15 protein-coding genes and 1 pseudogene are annotated in these 21,517 nt (G+C 49.9%); 2 read left to right on the plus strand and 14 right to left on the minus strand.

The genetic code is table 11. The features are described 5' to 3' along the window. Positions 1–485: 485 nt before the first annotated feature. From AC0THY_RS16825 to AC0THY_RS16870, 10 genes and pseudogenes are all read right to left on the minus strand, one after another. Entirely contained in the window at positions 486–881 is a 396-nt protein-coding gene (locus AC0THY_RS16825; protein WP_489991747.1) for a hypothetical protein, read from the minus strand. Between the two features lie 168 nt (positions 882–1,049). Continuing rightward, entirely contained in the window at positions 1,050–5,555 is a 4,506-nt protein-coding gene (locus tag AC0THY_RS16830) for a PolC-type DNA polymerase III (protein WP_489991748.1), read from the minus strand. Position 5,556: 1 nt separating this feature from the next. Further along, positions 5,557–6,621 (minus strand): annotated as a pseudogene (gene ispG, locus AC0THY_RS16835) (flavodoxin-dependent (E)-4-hydroxy-3-methylbut-2-enyl-diphosphate synthase); the annotation flags it as partial. Between the two features lie 84 nt (positions 6,622–6,705). Next, positions 6,706–9,867, minus strand: coding sequence for an AAA family ATPase (locus tag AC0THY_RS16840; RefSeq protein ID WP_489991749.1), 3,162 nt, complete (start codon positions 9,865–9,867; stop codon positions 6,706–6,708). Beyond that, a complete protein-coding gene (locus tag AC0THY_RS16845; RefSeq protein ID WP_489991750.1) occupies positions 9,864–11,030 on the minus strand; it encodes an exonuclease SbcCD subunit D in 1,167 nt (388 codons plus the stop codon). Before AC0THY_RS16845 ends, AC0THY_RS16840 begins: the two co-directional genes overlap by 4 nt. A gap of 165 nt (positions 11,031–11,195) precedes the next feature. Next, a complete protein-coding gene (locus AC0THY_RS16850; protein ID WP_489991751.1) occupies positions 11,196–12,221 on the minus strand; it encodes a branched-chain amino acid aminotransferase in 1,026 nt (341 codons plus the stop codon). Positions 12,222–12,370: 149 nt separating this feature from the next. Next, positions 12,371–12,865, minus strand: a complete 495-nt coding sequence (locus AC0THY_RS16855; protein WP_489991752.1) for a dihydrofolate reductase — start codon at positions 12,863–12,865, stop codon at positions 12,371–12,373. Positions 12,866–12,876: 11 nt separating this feature from the next. Continuing rightward, positions 12,877–13,728, minus strand: coding sequence for a thymidylate synthase (gene thyA / locus AC0THY_RS16860; protein WP_489991753.1), 852 nt, complete (start codon positions 13,726–13,728; stop codon positions 12,877–12,879). A 66-nt stretch (positions 13,729–13,794) separates the two neighbouring features. Beyond that, the gene (locus tag AC0THY_RS16865; protein WP_489991754.1) at positions 13,795–14,934 is read right to left on the minus strand and encodes a DHHW family protein; all 1,140 of its coding nucleotides are present in this window, start codon (positions 14,932–14,934) and stop codon (positions 13,795–13,797) included. A gap of 17 nt (positions 14,935–14,951) precedes the next feature. After that, positions 14,952–16,373, minus strand: a complete 1,422-nt coding sequence (locus AC0THY_RS16870; RefSeq protein ID WP_489991755.1) for an MBOAT family O-acyltransferase — start codon at positions 16,371–16,373, stop codon at positions 14,952–14,954. A 128-nt stretch (positions 16,374–16,501) separates the two neighbouring features. On the opposite strand from AC0THY_RS16870, the gene AC0THY_RS16875 reads away from it, so the two are divergent. Continuing rightward, the gene (locus AC0THY_RS16875) at positions 16,502–17,488 is read left to right on the plus strand and encodes a GDSL-type esterase/lipase family protein (protein WP_489991756.1); all 987 of its coding nucleotides are present in this window, start codon (positions 16,502–16,504) and stop codon (positions 17,486–17,488) included. Between the two features lie 28 nt (positions 17,489–17,516). After that, positions 17,517–17,993 (plus strand): DUF4358 domain-containing protein, encoded by a 477-nt coding sequence (locus AC0THY_RS16880; RefSeq protein WP_489991757.1) that lies wholly within the window; start codon positions 17,517–17,519, stop codon positions 17,991–17,993. Between the two features lie 99 nt (positions 17,994–18,092). On the opposite strand, the gene AC0THY_RS16885 is transcribed toward AC0THY_RS16880, so the two are convergent. From AC0THY_RS16885 to AC0THY_RS16900, 4 genes are read right to left on the minus strand one after another with little or no spacing between them, the layout of a single operon-like run. After that, entirely contained in the window at positions 18,093–18,701 is a 609-nt protein-coding gene (locus AC0THY_RS16885; RefSeq protein ID WP_489991758.1) for an ABC transporter ATP-binding protein, read from the minus strand. Continuing rightward, entirely contained in the window at positions 18,698–19,693 is a 996-nt protein-coding gene (locus AC0THY_RS16890; RefSeq protein ID WP_489991759.1) for an ABC transporter ATP-binding protein, read from the minus strand. The genes AC0THY_RS16885 and AC0THY_RS16890 overlap by 4 nt, the downstream gene beginning before the upstream one ends. 17 nt (positions 19,694–19,710) lie before the next feature. Beyond that, positions 19,711–20,526 (minus strand): ABC transporter permease, encoded by an 816-nt coding sequence (locus AC0THY_RS16895; RefSeq protein ID WP_489991760.1) that lies wholly within the window; start codon positions 20,524–20,526, stop codon positions 19,711–19,713. Next, positions 20,523–21,515 (minus strand): ABC transporter permease, encoded by a 993-nt coding sequence (locus AC0THY_RS16900; protein WP_489991761.1) that lies wholly within the window; start codon positions 21,513–21,515, stop codon positions 20,523–20,525. The genes AC0THY_RS16895 and AC0THY_RS16900 overlap by 4 nt, the downstream gene beginning before the upstream one ends. Positions 21,516–21,517 lie beyond the last annotated feature (2 nt).

Raw genomic sequence — 21,517 nt, forward strand, 5'->3', positions numbered from 1 at the left:
ACTCCCACTTCAACAGTGATTGTTCTGTCCCATTTAAGAAGTATTTGTGTACAGAACTGCTATTGACATTTAACGTATTTTCTTAACTCCTCCCTTCTGTTTGGTATCCTTTGTCTAGGAATTTAGTCGACATTGACAGTATATCGTATGAATTTTCCAAAAAACATAGAATATTTTATTCATTTCATTGTATTTTTTACGGTTTTATTCATCATTTGCCACAATATAAGTATAATTTTATAGTAATAATCACGTTTCATTTAATCAAACTAATACTGTATGACTACATATTTATTTGCTGTCAGATGACGCAAAATACTATAATCGCTTGCATAGAAGGACTTCCATGGCATCTTCATTGCTGGTAATCGTATTGTATACACTGGATATATACAAAAAAGCATGCTCCAGTACACGATTAAGAACCTGAAACATGCTTTTAAATGGAGGTAACGCCAATTATCTGTGTCTCGCACGGCTGCGTTTTACCTGCAACTTTTCTCAAGAATTGTTACTCTCTCCTGCAAATCATCAACAATTCTGAAATATATATGCAGCGTTTCTGTCTCACTTTGATTCAGCCTGCATATATTTTCCAGATTGTCCACTCTCTTCTGTATCATTTTCACTTCTTTCATACTGCTGTCATAATACTTTTCCATCTCATCCAGCAGCATACTCTCGGATTCTTTTATGGATTCATCCATTCGTTTTATCATTCGCTCTTCGGATTCTTTTATGGATTCGTCCATTCGTTTTATCATCCGTTCTTCGGATTCTTTTATGGATTCATCTATCCGTTTTATCATCCGTTCTTCTGACTTTGTAACTGCTGCATTTACAATTTCTCCAATTGCCTTGAGATCATTTCGATCAAGCATAACACTCCTCCAATCTATGATAATCTTGTTTTCGGTGATTCCTCCTCCTTTGCAGAGGCGGGAGAATCCTCACTTATTTTGTTAAATATGGTTACGGCTTCAAGTATAGCTTTATTATATCATGGCCTCTCCCATAATGCAACAGTGTTCTTATTTTTTAATATGTTTCTAAGCAAAATCAAAAAGTGACAATTGGTTCGATTCCGGCAAATCGCCCAGCAACCCCAGATCATCCATCATATCAATCACTGTCTTACTAGCCTTTGTGCGTATACGCAGATCGTCTTTTGACAAGAAAGGCCCATCCTTTGCAGCTTCCACTATGGCCTCCGCAGCCTTATCTCCCAGACCATCGATACTGCTCAGGGAGGGCATCAATTTTCCGTTTACAATCTGAAACCGGCTGGCCTGGGCAGTATACAGGTCGAGGGGTGTAAACTCAAACCCTCTGGCATACATTTCCCTGACAATCTTCATATCCTTCAGGGAATCCTGCTCTTTGTTCGTAAGGGTATCACCCTGTTTCTGGTACTGTTCTATATAGTAGCTGAGTTTCTCTGCTCCCTGGCACATAAGCTCGTAGCTAAAGGCGGAGGCACGGATACTGAAATAAGCTGCATAGTAAGCAAGAGGATAAAAAACCTTGCAGTATGCAATGCGGTAGGCCATCATTACGTAGGCTGCCGCATGGGCCTTGGGGAACATGTACTTGATCTTTTTGCAGGACCAGATATACCAGTCCGGCACGTCATGCTTTTTCATCTCCTCCTCCCACTCCGGTTTCAGTCCCTTTCCCTTGCGCACGCTCTCCATAATGGTAAAGGACAGCTCACTCTCCAGTCCCATATGAATCAGATAGGTCATGATGTCATCTCTGGTACAGATAGCTGTGGAAATCGTTGCCTTTCCTTCCTGGATCAAGGTCTGGGCATTTCCCAGCCATACATCCGTACCGTGGGACAGCCCGGAGATACGCACCAGATCTGAAAAACTCTTGGGCTTGGTGTCCACCAGCATCTGGATAACAAACTCTGTCCCAAACTCCGGAATACCCAGTGCACCCAGAGGACATCCTCCGATCTGGTCCGGGGTGATCCCCAGGGCCCGGGTGCTTGTGAACAGGGACATCACCTCCTGGTCATCCAGCGGTATCTTCTGTGCGTCCAGACCTGTCAAATCCTCCAGCATTCGAATCATGGTGGGATCATCGTGTCCCAGTATATCCAGCTTGAGCAGGTTATGGTCAATGGAATGGTAGTCAAAGTGGGTTGTGATAATGTCTGTTGTCTGGTCATTGGCCGGGTGCTGCACAGGTGTAAAGGAATAGATCTCCTCCCCCAGCGGCAGTACGATAATTCCTCCGGGATGCTGTCCCGTTGTCCGGCGCACTCCAACGCACCCCTGCACGATCCGGTTGATCTCACAGGTGCGCTTGCGCTGTCCCCTCTCCTCAAAATAATTTTTGACATACCCAAAAGCGGTTTTATCCGCCAGAGTACCGATGGTGCCGGCCCGGAAAGTCTGTCCCTTCCCAAAGATTACCTCTGTATACCGGTGTGCGTTTCCCTGGTAGTCACCGGAGAAGTTCAGGTCAATATCCGGCTCCTTATTTCCTTTAAAGCCCAGGAAGGTCTCAAATGGGATATCAAATCCTTCCTTAATCAGCATGGCGCCGCAGTTGGGACATACCTTATCCGGCATGTCACACCCCGCCCCTCCCGCATAGGGTTTCACATCCTCTGAGTCAAACTCAGAATAGTGGCATTCCCTGCAGTAATAGTGGGGACTCAGGGGATTGACCTCTGTGATACCGGCCATTGTAGCCACAAAGGAGGAGCCCACAGACCCCCTGGACCCCACCAGATAGCCGTCTTCATTGGATTTCCACACCAGCTTCTGGGCAATGATGTACATCACGGCAAAGCCGTTGGAAATGATGGAGTTTAACTCACGCTCCAGCCGCTCCACCACCACCTCCGGAAGCTCCTCCCCATAGATTTCATGGGCTCTGTTGTAGCAGATCTCCCTCAGAGTCTTGTCTGAGTCCGGGATTACAGGGGGACATTTGTCCGGCCTGACGGGGGACAAGCGTTCACACATATCCGCAATCCGGTTGGTATTGGTGATAACCACCTCCTCAGCCTTCTCGCTTCCAAGGTAGGCAAACTCCCCCAGCATCTCCTCTGTGGTGCGCAGGTAGAGCGGGGCTTGATCATCCGCATCCCCAAATCCCTTGCCAGCCATAATGATCCGCCTGTATACCTCATCCTCCGGATTCAGGAAGTGCACGTCACAGGTTGCCACCACGGGCTTATTAAACTGTTCTCCCAGCTTTACGATCTTTTTATTGATCTCCATCAGCTCTTCCCTGGAAGAAATCTGCACCTTCTCACTGGCAATCATAAATTGATTATTCCCCAGAGGCTGTATTTCCAGATAATCATAGAAATCCACCAGCCTGGCAATCTCCTTCTCAGACCTTCCGTTTAAAATTGCCTGGTAAAGCTCTCCTGCCTCGCAGGCAGAGCCGATTAACAGCCCCTCCCTGTTCTCGTTAAAAACACTTTTGGGCACCAGCGGCCTCCTGTGATAGTAGCTCATATGTGAGAGGGATACCAGCTTGTAAAGGTTTACCCTGCCCACATCGTTTTTTGCCAAGATTATGGCGTGGTGGGAGGGCAGCTTTTTAACCTGGTCCGCGGATGTCCTGCCCAGACGGTTCACCGCGTCCAGCGCAAAGGCCTCCCGCTCCTTTAACATTTCCACAAATTTCACAAAAATCTCAGCCGTACATCCGGCATCGTCCACTGCCCTGTGGTGGTTTTCCAGGGAGACATGCAGAGCCTTTGCAACGGTGTCCAGTTTATACCGGTTCAACTGAGGCAGCAGAACTCTGGCTAAGGCCACCGTATCCACGCTGGTAAACTCCTTCTCTATCTCCTGACGCCTGCAGTTTTCCTCAATAAAACTCATATCAAAGGATGCATTGTGCGCAACCATCACCGCATCCTGGCAAAAATCCATAAAATCAGGCAGAGCCTGCTCAATCACAGGCGCGTCCAGAACCATGTTGTCGTTGATTCCGGTCAGCTCCTCAATGCGGAAGGGAATCGGTACCTCCGGATTTACGAAGGTACTGAATTTATCCACAATCTTGCCATCCACTACCTTCACTGCGCCAATCTCAATGATCCGGTTCTGGGTGGGGGAAAATCCGGTGGTCTCCAGGTCAAACACCACATAGGTGTCATCCAGGCTCTGGTTGTGGGAATTTACCACCAAATCCTTTAGATCATCTACCAAATATGCCTCCACACCGTAGATCACTTTAAAGTCACTATCCGGAGGCACTGCATGGTTGGCGTCCGGGAACGATTGTACCACACCGTGGTCCGTGATTGCCAGAGCCCTATGCCCCCAGCTCATAGCCCTCTTCACCAAATCCTTTACATCCGAGACTCCATCCATATCGCTCATCTTGGTGTGGCAGTGCAGTTCAACCCGCTTCTCCGGATAAGTGTCCTGGCGCCCGGCTCTGAAATCGGAAATCTTTTTGATCCCCACCACAGACCCGATGGTCAACTGTCCGTCAAAGCGGTCGATGGTAGTGACACCCTTCATTTTCAGGAAAGCACCCTTTTTAACACCCTCCAGAATCTCCGCCACCTGATCATTTCTGGCAAACATTTTTACTACAATAGTATCCGTAAAGTCTGTTATCTCTATGATAATAATGGTTTTTTCGTTACGTATCTCCCGTGTATCCAAGGCCTGAATCTGCCCGCGGATAACCACCTCGCCCATCTCGCCCTGGATCTGTTCCATGGGGATGGCCTCCTCCTCAAAGTCCCTTCCGTAGACCACATCCGGATTATCTGAGCGTTTAAATCCCCGGTATCCACCGGAATATCCGCCTTTTTGCCCCTTTTTCTGTCCCAATGAGGAACCATTCTGCCGCGCTGTGGAAAGCTCCCTGTCTGTTCTGCTCTGTACTTCCGCATTTTTCTTTTTTGGGGCTGAACCATCGCCTGAAATCTGGGCAGTCTTTTCCTCTTGTTCCAGAAACGCTTCCCCATCCTCCTGCGATGCGGCGGCTGCCACTTGGTTTAAAATGGCCTCCACTTCCTGCCGAATGCGGATTTCACTGTTTTTTCTGGCCTTGCTCTCCACCGGCTCAGTCATCTCCAGATGAATCTTCAGAGACAGCCCACATCTCTCACAAAAGATCTTTTCCAGAATGCGGATCAGCTCCTCCGCCTTCCCCTCTGTCACCACACTCTTCTCCACCGTCATGGTCATGCTGTCATCCCCGGTAAACTCACACTTGGCCTGGCGGAAAATATTATACTCAAAGATACTGTATTCCTTAAGCTCCATAAGAATACTGTCCCGGTAAATAGGCAGGAGTTTGCTGGCTGTGTACTGTTTGGAGAGGTTGAATTTTTCAACCATCTTGATCTCCAGAGGTACGCCTCCAAACAATTCTTGCTTTATGGTCCGCTCTGCCTCCAGGATATATTTCTTATGTATCAGCTTTTCACTGCTTAGATAAATGCGCATCCGGTCCTTCGCAGAAGTAACGGTTACTCTCGTAACCGCTACCTGTGCAAAAAGATTTTTAATTTGGTCGTTTAAGTTGAGATTCGGGAAAACCTCGAAAAATGGTTTGGTCATTTTATTCACTCCAATTTAGTAATTCCTTCCGGAGCTCTGCCAGCAACTGGTCCTCCGGTATTTTTCTGATTACTTCACCTTTTTTGATCAGAAGACCCTCTCCCTTTCCTCCGGCAATTCCGATATCCGCTTCCTTAGCCTCCCCGGGGCCGTTCACTACACATCCCATGACAGCCACCTTCAAATTCAACGGGATATCCTCCACCATATTCTCCACCTGGTTTGCAAGGCGGATGAGATCAATCTGGGTTCTGCCGCAGGTGGGACAGGAAACCACCTCAATCCCTCCTCTGCGCAGACCTAAGGTCCGCAGAATCAGCTTAGCGGACTTGATTTCTTCCATGGGATCGCCGGTAAGGGAAACCCGTATTGTATCCCCGATCCCCTTTGACAAAATGATTCCCAGTCCCACTGCAGACTTGATATTTCCGGAGAGCAGAGTACCCGCCTCCGTGATTCCCACATGCAGGGGATATCTGATTTTCTCCGCAATCAGCTCATGCGCCCTGGCGCACATCATCACATCTGAGGACTTAATACTCACCACCAGATTGTCATATCCCATATCCTCGATCATGTGTACCTTGTCCAAAGCGCTCTCCACAATTCCCTCAGCGGTCACTCCGTGATATTTTTCCACCAGCTCTCTCTCCAGAGATCCGCTGTTGACCCCCACCCGGATGGGGATCTGACGTTCCCTGGCTACATCCACCACAGCCTTTACCCGCTCCCGGCTGCCAATATTCCCCGGGTTAATCCGTATCTTATCCGCCCCATTTTCAATGGCTGCAATTGCCAGGCGGTAGTCGAAGTGAATGTCTGCCACCAGCGGTATCCTTATCTCCCTCTTTATCTCGCCAAGCGCCCTGGCCGCCTCCATATCTGGCACCGCGCAGCGGATTATGTCACAGCCCGCTGCCTCTAACTTTTGAATCTGAGCCACAGTAGACTTCACATCTTGAGTTTTTGTATTTGTCATGGACTGGATCAGTATGGGGCTGCCCCCGCCTATCACTCTGTCTCCAATGGTTACCGGCTTCGTTTCCTCTCTTCTATACATAACGGCCTCCTCTGTCTTTGACTGGCCCCTGACGGCCTCTTTGCTATAATCCTAGTATACTCCATAGAACCGCTTAAAACAAGAATGGAATCACCCATCCAGTTCCCAGCGCACCCTGCTGCCCCTGTTCGTCTTCTCCACCACCAGCTTTCGGTCCATCTGTTCCTTGAGCTCGGTCACGTGGGAAATAATACCAATCATCCTTCTCCCCCCTGCAAGCTCTTTTAAAATTGAAACCGCCCTGCCTCTTGACTCCTCATCCAGTGACCCAAAGCCCTCATCAATAAACATGGCGTCTATCTGTACATTCCCGGCAGTATTCTGAATCACATCCGCCATTCCGAGAGCCATAGAGAGAGCTGCCATGAAGGATTCTCCCCCTGAAAGTGTCTTCACATCTCTGGAGGTATCTGTCTCAAGGCTGTATATATCCAGATCCAGCCCCACCTCCCCCTGACGGCCCAGTGCGTCCAGCTCCCTGCACTGCAACATGAACCTTTCATTGTTCATATACAGCAGGCGGCGGTTGGCGGCCTGTATCATATGTTTAAAATACTGTCTCTGCACATAGGTTTGAAAATCTAAACCCACACTTTCCCTCAGCTTGCCGTTGGCAGTCTGGTACAATAGGTGGACCGTCTGGTACTCCTCCTCCACCTTTTTTCTGTCCTTTTTGATACGGATCACAGAATCATAAGCCTCCCTGTTCACACTGTGCAGGGAGGCTGCCTTTAGCAGTTCCCGCTTCTGCTCTTCCAGTTCCCCGGCAGTCACGCTTTCCCGCTTTAAAATCTTTTCCGTATCCCGGCGTTCCAGCCCTGCTGTCTGCTCCTCGTACTGCCCCTGTGCCGCCGCTGCCCGGGCCAATTCTGCCTCATATGCCTGACACTCGGTCTCCAGACGTTCCGTCTCTTCCTGTGAGCAGCAGGCGCTGTGAAAATCTTCTTCATCCGAAAATCCCTGTCTGGACAGCGCGTTGCAAAAAGCTTCCCTCTCAGCTTTCTCCTGGATTTTTAGCTGTTCCAGCTTTTTCTGTTCCGCCGCCTGTCTCCCCGCGTTTTGTGCTCTTTTCTGAGAGATGCCCTCCAGCTTTTCTCTTAATCTTGCTGCCTGCTCCTCCAGCTTTGTCAGCTTTTCTGTGAAACTCCTAAGCTGTTCCTCCGTCTGTTTCCGTTTTGCATATGGAAGTAAGGCTGCGAGACGCTCACTCTCCGCCTGCAGCTTCTGGACTACGAGCCTCTGCTCATTTCGTTCTTCCTCCCATCTGCTTCTCTCCTCCTCTGCTTTTTCCAGCCGCTCCCTCACCGCGAGCAGCTCCTCCCTGCACTCTTTCTCCCTTCTGGTCCGCTGTTGGCAGCTCCCCAGATGATCCTGACAGGCCATTCGCTCTCTCTGGCTATCTTTTAGGAAATCTTTCAGCGCCTCCTGCATATGCTCCGCCCCGGACTCTACGCTTCCCAGAAGCCTGCCAGCCCCCTCCCGGTAAACACCAAAGAGACTCTCGTATTCAGCGGCCGCCTGGGCGCTCTGCGCGGAAGCAGTGCGCATCCTCTGGTCCGCTTTCTCCCGCAGTTCTCTGGCCTCTTCCACCTGCGCCTCCGTGACAGACTGGGCGCCAAGCACGGCTTTTTGTGGATGCGTGACAGATCCGCATACCGGACAGGGCTCCCCCTCTCTCAAATTCTCCGCCAGTATTCCTGCCTGTATAGCCACAAAGCCCCTGCTGTACTCCTCATACCTGCGTAAGGCTTCCGAAAATTCCCTCTCCGCGCGGACCGTGGCTTTCTGCCTGGAATCACACATTTCTCGCTTTTGCCGCAAATCCTCTCCCCTTTGCAGCAGACGCTTGGCTTCCTCCTCCTGCCGTTTCAGTGTCTGTACTTTATAACTCCACTCCTGCACCTTCTGCAGACTGTCTGAGAGCTGCTCCTGTTCTTCTGAAAGCACCCTCTTGCTCTCTCTCAACTCCTCCGTCTCTGCCCTGAGTGCCTCTGCCAACTCTTTTATTTTATCCTCTGTCCGTTTTGCGGATTTCCACTCACTCCTCTTCACCTGCCATTGGTCATATCTGGGCAGGGCATCCTCAAGTCTTGTGATACCCGCCAGTATCTCCGGGCGGGCTGTCTTAAGTTCACTGTCCGCTACCGCTGCATCTGCCTCCGTCTGTTTATATTCAGAAAAAAGCTTTTCAGAACAACCTGCCAGTTCCTTAACACTCCTGCTGGTATGGCAAAGCTCCCCATTTGTCCTCATCCAGACTGCTTCCTGTCCGGCCACGGCTGCCGCTGACCTGGCCCTTTTTAACCTGGTCTTCCTGCTGCTGTATTCTTCCCTTCCCTCTGCCAGTTCCCGGCACCTTTTTCTCGCCGCGTCCCGCTTGTCCAGAAGCGTATTCACTTCCTCCGCCTGTTTCCTTTCATACTGTGACTTACGTAACTCCTCCTGTAGAAGACCTTCTCGGCTTCTTATTGCATCCTCTCTGACACCTGATTCCTCCACAATCGCCTTTGCCACCTGAATCATCCCTTCCTCCCCGGAGTTGGAATGTGCTCTCACCTCCATCCAGGTTGCCTCCAGACTGCTGCCCGGAACACACCGGATACGGTCCAGATCGTGCTCATACAGCTTACGCTTGTCCTCCAGAGTCACCCAAAGTGACTTATCCCACTCCTTAAGCTGCTGCTGGATGCGGAAATACAGCCCTGTATCAAAGATTCTCCCGAAGATCTCCTTTCTCTCCTTGGAAGATGCGTGGAGCAGCTTTAAATACTCCCCCTGGGCAATCATGGCGATCTGAAGAAACTGGCTGCGGTCAACCCCCACAATCTCCTGTATCTTCTGATTGGTTTCCCGCAGGTTTCCGGGAAACTCACTCCCGTCCGGAAGCGTCAGAGATACCTTAGCCGGCACCTGTGTCAGGGTATAGGTCCCCTCCCGGTTCTTCTTACGGCTCCTGCGGCCATAGGCCGGGCTGCGGCGGATACCATACCGGCCTCCCTTTGTCTGAAACTCCAACTCCACATACGTATCGGAGGCGTCGGAGGCGTACTGGCTGCGCATCATTCCGCCGTCCCTCTTCCCCCCGCTGGTCTCCCCGTACAGGGCAAAAGCCACTGCGTCAAACAGGGTAGTCTTTCCCGCCCCTGTATCCCCGGTGATCAAAAACAGACCATTTCGTATTTTTTCAAAATCTACCGTCTCCACTCCCGCGTAGGACCCAAACGCAGACATGACTAGTTTTATTGGTTTCATTGCTCAACCCCCTTAGCACCTTCGATCATGGCTTTCATCCGTTCTTCCTCCGCGGCTGTCATGGAACAGTGGCGGACCGTCTCGTAAAATTGGCAAAACGCCTCAAAGGGCCTGAGAAGGGATGGCTCCTCCCCTGTGTCCTGCAGCCGTTGTCTTGTCCTGCTGTTGTCTATGCGCAGCTCCAGCAGGTGGTCGTATACCTCCTCCACCTGTTCCCGCAGGTTGTAGGGTTCTGTCTCGTCTGTAACCGTCACACTGACAAAGTCGTGACAGTTCCCCCCGCTTCCCTGGCTAAGCACTTCCTCCAGGCTGCCTTTCACCCGACGCACATCCTGGCGCCCTGTAAGGGGGAGCATGGAAATCTCCGGCTCCTCCCCCTTAGGTCCCAAATCAACCACGGTAATGGACTTCCTGTGGGACTCTTCACTGACTGAATATTTGAAAGGTGTCCCGCAGTAGCGCACACTCTCCCTTCCCACCTTCTGGGGACCATGAAGATGCCCCAGGGCGGCATAGTCAAAACTACCAAGCACCCGGATGTCCACACTGTCCAGTCCGCCTGCCATGATTGAGGCCTGTTCGGACTCACAGGTCCTGGGAAGCTGGCCCCCATTCACATAAAACTGATGGGAGAGTATTACATTTCTCTGGCTGGTATCCACATCCTCCCTTTTCAGCACCTTCTCCACAGCGTCCTCATAGCCCTCCACCCCTGTCTCCGCAAAGAGCGGTCGCACATAACCCGGCTTTAAAAAGGGCAGCAGGTAAAAATTCACCGGACCGTACTCATCTTCCAAAACCACCCTCTTTAGGTGTTCTTCCGGGCATCCCGGCGGCATGGCAGAAATATAAATCCGGTGGTACTCCAAAAAGCCTCCGGCATAGGAGAGGCGTTCCGGGGAATCATGATTGCCCGCAATGATCATCACCGGAATCTGGGGCTGTATACTTGAAAGTTCCTTCAAAAAACAGTCAAAAAGCGTGTAGGCCTCACCCGAGGGCACAGCCCTGTCATAGATGTCCCCGCAGATCAAAATGGCATCCGGATGGTATTGCTTTGCCGCCGCAGTCACCTGTGACAGCACCTCCTTTTGATTCTCCTTCAAGCTGTATCCATTTAAATTTTTGCCGATATGCAAATCTGAAAGATGAAAAAATTTCACTGGTCATTCCTCCAAAACAACGCACCGCCTGCTCTGAGTTTTTCACTGACAGAGCGGGCGGCGCCATTTAAAATTACCTTTGGTCAAAGATTTTTGCATTCCTGAATCATTTTCTTACAGTCAGAGCAGTAAATGCGCAGATCTGTTGAATAGTTACTTCGGTTTTTATTTAATTTCGTGAATCCAACCTTCAGGAGCCTGGATTCGTCCCATCTGGATTCCGGTCAGGGTATCATAGAGTTTCTGTGTGATAGCTCCCATCTGCGTCATTCCGCTTGGCAGACAGATCTCTTTTCCGTGATCTACAATCTTTCCCACAGGAGAAATAACCGCCGCTGTCCCGCACAGACCGCACTCCGCAAAGTCTTGTACCTCCTCAAAGAGCACTTCCCGCTCTTCCACTTCCAGACCCAGATACTCTTTTGCCACATACATCAGGGATCTTCTGGTGATAGAAGGCAGAATGCTGTCCGACTTGGGGGTAACCACTTTGTTGTCCCTGGTTACAAAGATAAAGTTGGCTCCTCCGGTCTCCTCCACCTTTGTTCTGGTTCCGGCATCCAGGTACATGTTCTCATCAAATCCCTCCTGGTGGGCATTCACGATGGCATACAGACTCATGGCATAGTTGAGTCCTGCCTTGATGTGGCCTGTTCCGTGTGGCGCTGCCCGGTCAAAATCACTCACCCGGATAGTCAGGGGCTTTACGCCGCCCTTAAAGTATGGGCCCACCGGAGTGGTAAACACGCGGAACTGATACTCATCCGCAGGCTTCACGCCAATGACGGGATTGCTTCCGAACATGTATGGACGGATGTATAAGGTTGCCCCTGAGCCATACGGCGGCACATAGTCAGTGTTGGCCGCTACGGTTCGATTGATGGATTCCACAAAACGCTCCTTTGGAAACACCGGCATCTCCAGACGTTTTGCGGAATCCATCATACGCTCTGCGTTCAGGTCCGGGCGGAAGGTGACAATGCGGCCATCTTCTGTGGTGTATGCCTTTAAGCCCTCAAAAATCGTCTGGGCATACTGCAGAACGCCTGCGCACTCGTTCAGGATTACATTCGCATCCTCTGTGAGGATGCCGTCGTCCCAACTTCCCTTTTTATAGTTAGATACGTATCTCTTGTCTGTCTGCACATAGGCAAAGCCCAGATTTGCCCAGTCAATGTCTTTCTTAGCCATGTCTCATTCCTCCATATTCCCTAGATTTACGGCTGCTCGGGCCGATTCACATACACTTCAGCGTATGTGCGGCGAAGCGCGCTTCTGCCGAGATAAATTTTTTCATATATCTCATTATACAACAATTTTTTATTCGTGCACAAAAAATTTCAACCTTTTTTTCTCTCATAGCGCACAAAGGTGTATTCCAAGTCAAAATACGTCTGCTCTTCGCTCTCCCCGGTAATCTCCCACTCCCCGGATTCATCCAGGTTGGCAAAATAGGTATCCGCCTCATAGGCATGCCGGATCTTTGTCACATGGGCCAGATCGCAGTACGGCAGCAGCAGCTGATATACACTGTCCCCGCCAATCACATAGATCTCCTGGCTTTCGTACTTTTTCAGCTCCTTCAAAAGCTCCTCCACTGTATGAACCACCACAGCATCCCTGACCTGATAATCCGGATTTCTGCTTAGCACAATGTTTGTCCTGTTCTTTAAAGGTAACCCATTTGGAAAACTCTCCAGAGTCTTCCTCCCCATAACCACCACATTTCCGGTGGTGGTCTGCCTGAAAAACTTCATATCCGCCGGAATGCTCACCAAAAGCTGGTTGTCCTTTCCAATGGCCCAGTTTTCATCAACTGCAACAATTACATTCATAGTAAATCCTCCTAAACCGCAATGGGTATATTTTTCATCTGTGGGCCTGTATGGTAATCCTCCACATGCAGATCATCCACTGTAAATTCATAGAAGTCTGTAATCTCCGGGTTCAGCCATACTCTGGGCGCCGGATAGGATTCCCTGCCTATGAGTTCCTCAATGAGCGGAATATGCCTGTCATAGATGTGGGCATCTGCGATCACATGTACCAGCTCTCCCACCTGCATCCCGCACACCTGGGCCATCATATGAACCAGAAGAGCATACTGGCATACGTTCCAGTTGTTGGCCGCGAGCACATCCTGAGACCTCTGATTCAAAATAGCGTTCAGAGTCAGCCTGCTGCTCCCCTTCTCCTGTGTCACATTAAAGGTCATACTGTAGGCGCAGGGATAGAGATGCATCTCGCTTAAATCAGCGTGAACGTAGATATTGGTCATGATCCTGCGGCTGTAGGGGTTATTCTTCAGGTCATAGAGCACCCGGTCCACTTGGTCCATCATCCCCTCTTTGTACTTGTGCTTGACTCCCAGCTGATAGCCGTAAGCCTTTCCAATGGACCCGCTTTCATCTGCCCAGGCATCCCATATGTGACTGTTCAGATCTTTTATATTGTTAGACTTTTTCTGCCAGATCCACAGAAGCTCGTCAAAGGCGCTCTTGATTCCGGTTCTGCGCAGTGTCAGCGCTGGAAACTCTTTTCTCAAATCATAACGGTTCACCACCCCAAACCGTTTGACGGTGTAAGCAGATTCCCCGGTATCTTCCCAGACAGGGCGCACCTTCTCCCCCTCTGTGCTCACTCCGTTCTCCAGAATATCCCTGCACATTCCTATAAAAATCTCATCTGCATAGCTCATTGCATCAACCTCCGTTTTCTAAGTTAATCACTGTGTCGTATACGCACAGACCTACTGAATATTTGCCTAATGATTCAGCTTCGCCACACTCGGGTCCTCGGCAAACCCGGATGCATTGTACAAGAACAGGATATCCGTATACTCCTTGGACTCCAAAAGCTCTTTTAAGCTCTCATTAAAATATCTCAAGTCCACAAAATCCACCTCTCCGAAATCATGAAAAGTAAAAGGAAGAAAACAGTGGGCATAAGAATCCTTGATCACCAGCAATCTGCGCTCATTTTCGTTTTGAATGTCCGCCTCCACAATCGGCTGGTTTCCGCCAAAGTACACGTTGTATTTTTCTCTGGTATCCAGCGCCTCCCTGTGGTAGAGATCATCGGTAGTGTCCTCCTGACGGTTATAGCGCAGCGTGTAGGGCGCCTCCTCCTTCAGACGAAGCGTCTGAATCGAATCCCTGACGGTTTCTCCCCCTACCTTAGCCTCAATGGTTCCCTGAAAGTCCTCCGTCACGGTCTCCACCTGATATTCCGTGACAGCGGGTGGTGTAAGTCCCACACTCTTTGCCCATGCCTCGTAGACATAGAAGGCAGCCAGGGTTTTCCAGTGATGGTCCGTCCGGTAATAAAGCTCTTCCTGGCTGTGTTTTTCCAGCACAGACAGGCTGTCAAACCAGGTTCCCCGGGGCAGAGCATCTCGAATCTCCCCCATATACGCCGCCTCATCAAAGGGGGAGGCAAAGGGCGGCAACTTGTCCTCTAAAACCTTTACCGCATTGGGCACCACCATGGCGGTGACATGTCCCTCGCCGTACTTCTCTTCACAGAACTGCATAAACTGCGCCAAGCTGGAGATATTGCGCTTTGCTGTATCTGTCGTAAAGCTGCCTGTGTGCTTTTCGATGAGATAATTGTCTTTTGCAAAATAGATGTCATTGATTTCCTGTTTCCCCACGGCCCGCTCCACCTTTGTCTTCATTCCGATCCATTCATCTCTCAGAATGAACTGGTCCGTAATGTAGGCTTCATAGTCCTTGGCAAAAGCACCGCTAAAGTAGTCCTCCACCGAGAGCATTGGACTCTGAGCCAGGGATCTGTTTTCTTTCTCCGAAAATTCCCTGTCCGGTTTTAGCAGGCTTACGCCTGTCATTCCAAAAATCAGGACCAGGAATAAGATAATGATTACCCAATTTTGTTTTTTATTCATAGTCTCCCCACATTTCATTAAAATCTAAAGTATAAGAATGGATTGTAAGTGGCATCCACCAAATAGGCGACTGAAATCACAAAGATACCTGCGTAGAATACGCACTGCAGAAAGGTCCAAACCCAGGTTTGCCTCTGGGCAGCTTCCTTTGCACGCTGTGCCAGCTTCCTGGGAAGCATGGTGGAGCCCAGAATCAGCACCACAAACAGCACGGCGTTGTTGTAGAGCAAATAGACGGTTTCGCTGTTGGCAAAACCCGCGCCAAAGCCGCCAAACATTGCCCTGAGATAGGAAATACAGAGACTTAAATCCTCGCACTTGAACAACACCCATCCAATCACTACAATAAACATGGTATAAAAGTTCTGGAAAAAGCCCGGCAGCTTCTGAATCCATTTCCCCACCACAAACTTTTCCAATATCAGGAAAATCCCATAGTAGATTCCCCAGAGTACATAGTTCCAATGTGCACCGTGCCAGATTCCGGTGAGCATCCACACAACAAGGATATTTCGGATCTGCTTTGCCATTCCCCTGCGGTTTCCTCCCAGTGGAATATACACGTACTCCCGGAACCAGGAGCTTAATGAGATATGCCATCTGCGCCAGAATTCCGTAATGCTTTTGGAAATGTATGGGTAGTTGAAGTTTTCCAAAAAGTGGAATCCAAACATTTTTCCCAAACCGATAGCCATATCTGAATAACCGGAGAAATCAAAATAAATCTGAAAGGTAAATGCCAGCGCTCCCAGCCAGGCGGTTGCCGCAGGCATCTGCTCCACAGGCATAGCCAGGATATAGTCGCAGAGGGCCCCAATGTTGTTGGCCAACAGCACCTTTTTCCCCACTCCGATCATAAAGCGGTGGATACCGGCCACAAAGTCATCCGCATTCTCCCGCCTCTCTTGCATCTGTTTCGCAATGGTCTTATACTGGACAATGGGTCCTGCGATCAGCTGTGGAAACATGGACACATAGGTTCCATAGTTGATCCAGTTTTTCTGGACTTTCGTAGCCCCCCGGTAAACATCTATTGCATAGGACATGGTCTGGAAGGTAAAAAAGGAGATTCCAATGGGAAGGGGAATTCCAAGAAGAGGAATATTGCTCCCCAGCACACCGTTGACGGAGGTGATGATAAAGTCCGCATATTTAAAAAATCCCAGGACGCTCAAGTTTACCACAACGGATACCATGAGGGCCCTCTTTGCCTTCTTTTGCTCGCCCGCGGCCTTATATCTATCGATAAAGCGCCCAACAGTGTAGTCCATGGTGATGGAAAAGAGCATCAAAAACACATATCTGGGTTCCCCCCAGGCGTAAAAAAAGAGACTGAACAAAAATAGAATGATATTCCGGATTTTTCTAGGTGCCAGGAAGTAAAGAACCAGCACTGCCGGAAGAAAACGAAATAAAAACAATAAACTACTGAATACCATAAACGTATACTCCCCTGTGATTCTTTAAGTTTTCTTTACGATTTCAAAAAACTATTTACAATTATCGCGTTTATTATATAATAGAGAGGAAGAAAAGACAAATTAATTTTTAAGTCAGGGGAGAACTTATGCCACAGCAGAAGAAACGGAAGCGACAGAAACCCGGCCGTTTCCTGAATATACTGATTTTGATCATCGCGGTATTGGTAGTATTTGAGGGGAAGCTGCTGATCAATATCTTTAAAGAGGAGAACATACAGACACAGGTAAATTCACAAGTGAGTGAACTTCTTGCCGAATCGATCACAGAGCCAGAAACAGAACCATCTACCAGCGCCGTTCCTGTAGAGACAGAACCGCAGACGGAGACTTCTCAACCGGAAACACAGCCCGCCAGCAAGGCGATTGTGCCGGAACAGTCTGTGCCCGTAGATGATTCTTATTTTTCAGACGCAGTATTTATTGGTGATTCCCGAATGCAGGGCTTCTACAACCAGTCAGGCATTTCTCAGGGAACTTTTTTAACGGGTGTGGGTATGAATGCCGCAAATATTTTTGACACTCCGTATATCACCATGTACGAGGAACAGATCACGGTCTTCCAGGCCCTGTACAATACCGATTATAAAAAAATGTACGTTCTAATCGGTACTAACGACCTGGGCGAACCGGATTTTGAAGATTTCAAGGAGCAGTACCGGATCTGTCTTGCGGAACTGCAGAAACAGGCTCCCAATGCCATCATGTATGTACTCAGTGTTCCCTATGTGGAGGAATCCAAGGTTACCACCGGAGACTATGTGAATAATACAAATATTGAGATTGTAAATGAAAAAATCCTGGAAATCTGCGAGGAGTACAACTATAATTATATAAATCTAAATGAAGTTCTCTCAGACGGCAACCAGTCTCTAATAGAGGGGAGCACTGCAGACGGAATTCATATGTATGACACCTACTTAAAAATATGGCTGGACTACTTGAAGACTCACTATGTGGAGCCAGACTCCACATCCGGCAGTACAGACAGCAAAGGAAACACCCAGGGACAGACCGGTTCCCAGGAATCTACGGAATCCTCCACATCTGCTCAGCCAGATGGAGTAAATGAATAAATTATGAAAGTTAAAGGAGATTAAAGCAATGAAGAAGTATTTATGTATCGCATTAGCTGCAGTCATGATGGTATTCTCACTTACCGCCTGCGGAGGAAAAGGGTCCGCAAAGGAAGTGACTGCTTCCGCAGATGAGCTGGCAAAAAAGCTGGCCGAAGAAACGGTTACCAGTGACAAGCTTTCCGCCGTATCTTCAGATATACTGGCCTCCACTTATTTTGTGGACATGGATCAGGTGGAAGACAGCGCTGCTTATCTAAGCACAGGAGCCTCTTCCTGTGAGGCTGTAGTGATCAAATGCAAGGAAAGCTCCTATACCTCCGAAGTGGAACAGCTTCTCAAAAAGCGCGTGGAAAGCCAGTCCACTCTCTATGCATCCTATGCTCCGGACGAGGCGGCGAAACTAGATTCCGCTATCATCAAGGTTTCCGGCAGCTATGTGGTGCTCAGCGTGGCAGATGATACAGAAAAGGCATCCAGTATATTGTCAGATGCAGGTTTTTAAGTGTCAAAAACGACCGGGTCATTTTTCAAAAGTGACCCGGTCGTTTTTCAATTTTGACCAGGTCATTTCCGGAAATGACCTGGTCGTTTTTGACATTTTTTATTCTTTTCCAAGCATTACCTGTCTGGTGCAGACCTGATCCAGCAGCCCGGCGCTGTGACTCACTGCGATCAGGCCAATCCCACGTCTTCCTGCCTCCTCCAGCAGAAAGTTCCAGATCTGACTCTGTGTGATGAGGTCCAGCATGGTACTGATCTCATCACACAGCAGAAATTGGGTGCTCTTTCCCAAAGCCCTTGCAATACAAAATCTCTGCAGTTCCCCTCCGGACAACTCCGCCGGATACCGTCCCATCCACTCTTCCTCGATCCCTAACTGCCGGACAATGCGTTCCTCCACCTGATCTCCCTCTGCAATCACTTCCCTCATCCTCAGTCTGGGATTTACCGCCTGCTCCGGGTGCTGCCAGATCATCTGTACCGGACAGCAGCCCTTAATATCTCTCAAAGGCTTTCCATCCAGGAGAACTTCGCCCCCGTCGGGTTTCTGGTATCCACCCAGAATTTTACACAGAGTGGTTTTCCCATAACCGCTGGGCGCGATCAATCCCACCACCTCGCTGCTGTCCACCTCCAGGTCAAAATGCTCCAGAATCTGCCTGCCATCGTTAGTGTATTTGAAGGAGAGATCCTTTGCCTGCAGCTTCATGCGCTCTCCTCCCTCTCCATCCCTGTTTCCAATTGCTTCTTTCTGTCCGCATCCTGATAGTGAATGCAACGTACATATCCATCCCCGGCCTTTCGATAGGGAACCGCATCGGCGCACGCCTCGGTAAACTGGCTGCACCTGGGTCCAAAGGGGCAGCCCTTGGGCATGTCCTTTGCGTAGGGCTGTATTCCCTTTATAAACTGAAATCCATTTTTGGGCATAGCACGCCAAAGAGCCTTAGTGTAGGGATGCTTCAAGGTCGCTTCCTGCGCAAAGTCCTCTGCCCTGGCATCCTCCAGGGTGGTACCGGCATAGAACACAACGATCCTGTCCGCCACCTGGGCGGCCAGCTCCAGATCATGGGTAATCAGCAGTACGCCGGCCCCTTCATCTGCCAGCTGTCTGAAATGGCCCAGAGCCCGTTTTGCTACATCAATATGCAGCCCTGGTGTGGGTTCATCAGCTATGATCAGCTTCGGCTGTTCCATTAGAGCTGTGGAGATCAGGACTCTTCTTGTCATCCCCCCTGAAAGCTCAAAGGGATACTGCTCCTCCACCTCTTTTTTGAGATGGTAGTGGTGAAAAATGGAATCATTCTTCTCCCTCAGTTTCCTGTCCCGTCTGCCTTTGCGCACCTGGGAACCGATCTTCATCAGGGGATCCAAATAGGAGGTGCTCTGGGGCACCAGTACAATTTCACCGCCTCTAAGTTGCTCTGCCCGTCTCTGATCCAGGATTTCCCCCCGATACCGAATCTCACCGCTCATCGAACTGTTGTAGGGAAGGATACCCAATACCGCATGGGCCAGCAGGCTCTTCCCAGAACCGCTAGAGCCCACCACAGCCACCATCTCTCCCCGGTGGACTGTTACATCCAGATCCCGGATCACCTGAAGGTCCGACTGACGGAGCCCCTGCTCGTACTGCCGAAAGCTGATAGATAAATTTTTAATCTGTAAAAGTGTATTTTTTTCGCATCTCTTTTCAATCATATCTGCCTCTCTCTTTCTCATCTGTGGGCGCTGGAAGGGTCCAGGAGTTTTCTGAGGCTCTCCCCAGTCACGTCAAACAACACCACGGTCAGCACCAGCATTGCCCCTGGAAACAGAGCCAGCCACCACTTTCCGGTCACCAGGTACTTCATGCTCTCAGAGAGAATGATTCCAATGGCCGGCTGTTCCGTGGAAAGGCCAAATCCCAGAAACGTAATGCTGGACTCATGGAGAATCGCATGTGGAAACAACAGGATCAGTCCCACCATGAACTGTGGCAGCAAGTGGGGAAGCATATGCTTTACCGCAATCTTACACTTGCTGTGTCCCAGGCGCTGAGCAATCTTAATGAACTGGCTCTCCTTTAACTGGAGTACCTCTCCTCTTATTACTCTGGCCAGGGAGGTCCAATGGGTGATGGCGACTCCCACAATCACTCCCTTGAGCCCTTTTCCAAGAGCCACGCAGATTAAAATCAGCAGCAGCAGATGGGGCACGCCCATGACCAGGTCAATGACCCAACTGATGACAGCATCCGCCTTCTTTCCTAAGGTAGCGGCTGCAATTCCCAAAACCAGCGCAACCAGGGCGCTGATTCCCGCTGCCAGCACCCCGATCAGGATACTCAGGGACAGACCGCGCAGCGTGCGCACAAACATGTCTCTGCCCAGCCAGTCTGTGCCAAAGAGATAGGGCCAGGAGGGCGGCAGGTTTTTCCTGGAAAAATCCGTCGCCTGCGCAGCCTCCTGACAGAACAGGCCCCCAATAGTCACTGACACAAGAAAAGCCAGGGACAGTGTCAGATAAATCATTGTCTTTTTTCTCTGGTTCATCTCTTCCCGCCTCCTCTCCGGATACGCGGGTCAATCACCCCATAGAGCACATTTGCGATAAAGTTCCCTCCGAACACAAAAAGAGCGCTTATGATGGTAATCGCCATCAAAAGCGGAACATCACTTCCCAGGCCTGCTGTCACTGCAGCCTGTCCCAGCCCCGGATAGGAGAACACCTGTTCCACCAGCACAGAACCGCCAAAAATCTCACTTATGGATGCAAACTGAAGCGTCATGGCAGGAAGGGCGATGTTGCGCAGGCCATGATTTTTAATAATCTGAAGGGTGCTTTCCCCCCTGGCCCGGGCAAACAGTACATAGTCACTTTCCATGACATCAATCATCTTTTCTCTGGTATGCAGGGTGATATTGGAAATTCCAGTGATACTTAGAGCCAGGGCAGGCAAAATAGCGTGCTGCACCCTGTCCAAGAAGGTGACGCCGCTGGCTTCCACCCCGATGGGCACACTCAAGCCCACAGGCAGTACCTTAAGCCACACTCCAAAAATCATCAGAAGCATCAGAGCCAGCCAGAATGCCGGGGTGCTGGCCACCACCAGGGAGTATCCCTTGATTACCTTGTCCGCCGTCTTCCCCCTGTTGACCCCTGCAATGATTCCCAGAAGAAATCCCAGAAGACCTGAGATAAGCCAGGCAATGACCATCAAAAACAGGGAGTTTCCCAGCTTTACCGCAATCACGCTGGCTACACTCTGGCGGTAAAGCAGCGAAGTCCCCATGTCCCCGCGGATAAAGTCCTTCGCCCATGCCAGATACCGCTCCAATGGCGGCTGGCCCACTCCCCAATATTCCTGAAGCTTGGCAATCTGCTCCTGACTCATGCTGCCCAGTGCAGCCTGCCCCACATTGGCCTGGAGAGGATCAATGGGTGAAGCGGAGATCAGCACAAAAGCAACTATGCTGACCCCCACCAGGAGCAGAATCATTCTTATGAAATTTTTACCGATGAATACTGCATTTTGTCTCAAAG

Source organism: Ruminococcus sp. 8Y-12 (genome assembly GCF_058119865.1).

What these genes read in the sequence shown, in the direction of transcription:
- AC0THY_RS16885 (WP_489991758.1), bottom strand. Translation starts at nt 18,701, where the DNA reads ATGAAGCTGCAGGCAAAGGATCTCTCCTTCAAATACACTAACGATGGC.
- AC0THY_RS16850 (WP_489991751.1), bottom strand. Translation starts at nt 12,221, where the DNA reads ATGGCTAAGAAAGACATTGACTGGGCAAATCTGGGCTTTGCCTATGTG.
- AC0THY_RS16880 (WP_489991757.1), top strand. Translation starts at nt 17,517, where the DNA reads ATGAAGAAGTATTTATGTATCGCATTAGCTGCAGTCATGATGGTATTC.
- AC0THY_RS16865 (WP_489991754.1), bottom strand. Translation starts at nt 14,934, where the DNA reads ATGAATAAAAAACAAAATTGGGTAATCATTATCTTATTCCTGGTCCTG.
- AC0THY_RS16830 (WP_489991748.1), bottom strand. Translation starts at nt 5,555, where the DNA reads ATGACCAAACCATTTTTCGAGGTTTTCCCGAATCTCAACTTAAACGAC.
- AC0THY_RS16870 (WP_489991755.1), bottom strand. Translation starts at nt 16,373, where the DNA reads ATGGTATTCAGTAGTTTATTGTTTTTATTTCGTTTTCTTCCGGCAGTG.
- thyA (WP_489991753.1), bottom strand. Translation starts at nt 13,728, where the DNA reads ATGAGCTATGCAGATGAGATTTTTATAGGAATGTGCAGGGATATTCTG.
- AC0THY_RS16840 (WP_489991749.1), bottom strand. Translation starts at nt 9,867, where the DNA reads ATGAAACCAATAAAACTAGTCATGTCTGCGTTTGGGTCCTACGCGGGA.
- AC0THY_RS16825 (WP_489991747.1), bottom strand. Translation starts at nt 881, where the DNA reads ATGCTTGATCGAAATGATCTCAAGGCAATTGGAGAAATTGTAAATGCA.
- AC0THY_RS16890 (WP_489991759.1), bottom strand. Translation starts at nt 19,693, where the DNA reads ATGATTGAAAAGAGATGCGAAAAAAATACACTTTTACAGATTAAAAAT.
- AC0THY_RS16895 (WP_489991760.1), bottom strand. Translation starts at nt 20,526, where the DNA reads ATGAACCAGAGAAAAAAGACAATGATTTATCTGACACTGTCCCTGGCT.
- AC0THY_RS16875 (WP_489991756.1), top strand. Translation starts at nt 16,502, where the DNA reads ATGCCACAGCAGAAGAAACGGAAGCGACAGAAACCCGGCCGTTTCCTG.
- AC0THY_RS16855 (WP_489991752.1), bottom strand. Translation starts at nt 12,865, where the DNA reads ATGAATGTAATTGTTGCAGTTGATGAAAACTGGGCCATTGGAAAGGAC.